The organism is Photobacterium sp. SP02, from assembly GCF_038519165.1.
GTDB lineage: Bacteria > Pseudomonadota > Gammaproteobacteria > Enterobacterales > Vibrionaceae > Photobacterium > Photobacterium halotolerans.
Genome location: NZ_JASJOJ010000135.1, coordinates 1 through 1,611, shown reverse-complemented (window position 1 = coordinate 1,611; position 1,611 = coordinate 1). Strand labels below are relative to the sequence as shown.

The following is a 1,611-nucleotide window of genomic DNA, read 5'->3' as shown; positions in this document are numbered from 1 at the left end:
ACTACAATTTCTATCGGGATTACGATCCGAATACAGGGCGGTACATTCAGCGTGATCCGATTGGGTTGGGTGGGGGAGTAAGCGTCTATACTTATGTTTATAATAATCCTATTAGATATATTGACCCTACTGGTGAATTTGGTCTTTTCGGTGGTATCTATGGTGCTATTTCTGGTGGTATTGGAGGCTATATTTCTGGTGGATGGCAAGGAGCATTAGCTGGAGCTGGTGCTGGTGCATTAGTTGGTGCTGTTAATCCGTTTGGGGCTAGTGCTGCAGGAGCAGCCGCTGGAGCTGGTATAGCAAGCCTTTTGGGCCAAGGTGCTGGTAATGTCGTTGCAGGGAAAGATATCACTAATCTTTGTAATTATGACTTTTCAGCTGCTGGAGGTGCAGCGTTAGGTGGCGCATTAGGCGGTCCATTGGGTACTGCAATTGGTCGTTATGTAGGGCCTTACCGTTTCCCAGTTATTGGGCGACCTCTGGGTGCGTCAAGTATAAGTAATGCTCCGGGAAATACTGTAGGGGCCATTGTTGAAGGCATATCAGTGGGTGTGGGTGAATTAGGAGGACAGCAGTTCTAATATGATGTGGTTATTAACGGCAATTTATTTTCTATTATACTCATTTGTGCTATGGGGAGGATTTATCATTTATGGAAAATCTTTATTGTACCTAGGTAAGTCAGGGGGAGGGTTGAAATTTTTTGGAGGATTTATTATCTATGCAGTATTTGCATGTGTGTTAGTTTCCCCTTTATTTTTAGCACTCACGATGATCGATGATTGGCGAGAAAGTTTTAAATTAAACCCAATTTATATGATTTATTTCTTTGTGTTGTTTCTTCTTGCATCAGTTCCTGGTGGCATTTATTTCAAGAAGCATTATTTAAGTGATCTGAAAAAACTCGGATATTTTGCACAGAGACGATAGGTAAAATGATAAAAATAATTTGTATTTATGGGTTCTCTGGCTGAACAGTATGTATAAAACCTATTTATGAACCTAGAAACTATTGTTGATAAAGTGTATTAATAGACAGGACCTTAAGTATTAAGCTTTTCATAAATTCCATCTAAGGTTCTGTAACTTAACAGCGCTGAGTTTTGATGTCGCGGGATTAGTGATACCCGGCGTAACGGGATTGGGGGGCTGCGAGCCGGGTTGCGAAGGGGGTAACAACTAAAGCCGATGATGTAATCCATGTTACAAAAGATGGTGTTGCTATACCTACTGGTCCTAAGTATAAGATTCCAGACAATTATGTTCAGAATCCTCATCGTCCAGGAAGCTATGGTGAGATAGTTAACGGTAAATATAAAGAGCGTCTAAGGATTGATCCTGCAACACCTCCAGGTCAGAAGGGGCCTAATTATTCTCATTACCACAAGGATGGCAAAGGGAAGCATTACAGTCCCAAAGAAGGTGATCCAGATCCGGGGTTCTAATTATGAATTATTGCGAAAAATTTAATGAGTTACCGTGGCATGATTCGGCATTGCTAAATATAGAAATTGACCGAAGTAATCCAGGTGAAAGTGATACTGTTAGAATTTTGATTCAATGGCCTGATGACAGTCAAAGCTATGTGGTTTTTAGCGAGTGTTATTT

The 1,611-nt window shown here is 40.9% G+C and carries 2 protein-coding genes; both read left to right on the top strand.

What is annotated here, in order from left to right:
- The coding region (locus P0Y67_RS22570; RefSeq protein WP_342393689.1) for an RHS repeat-associated core domain-containing protein at nt 1–584 on the top strand (584 nt) is incomplete at its 5' end.
- A gap of 1 nt (nt 585) precedes the next feature.
- Nucleotides 586–933, top strand: coding sequence for a hypothetical protein (locus tag P0Y67_RS22565; RefSeq protein ID WP_192017838.1), 348 nt, complete (start codon nt 586–588; stop codon nt 931–933).
- The last annotated feature ends 678 nt before the right edge of the window (nt 934–1,611 follow it).

Excerpts from the sequence above, each read along its gene's own strand:
- P0Y67_RS22565 (WP_192017838.1), top strand. The coding sequence starts at position 586 with ATGATGTGGTTATTAACGGCAATTTATTTTCTATTATACTCATTTGTG.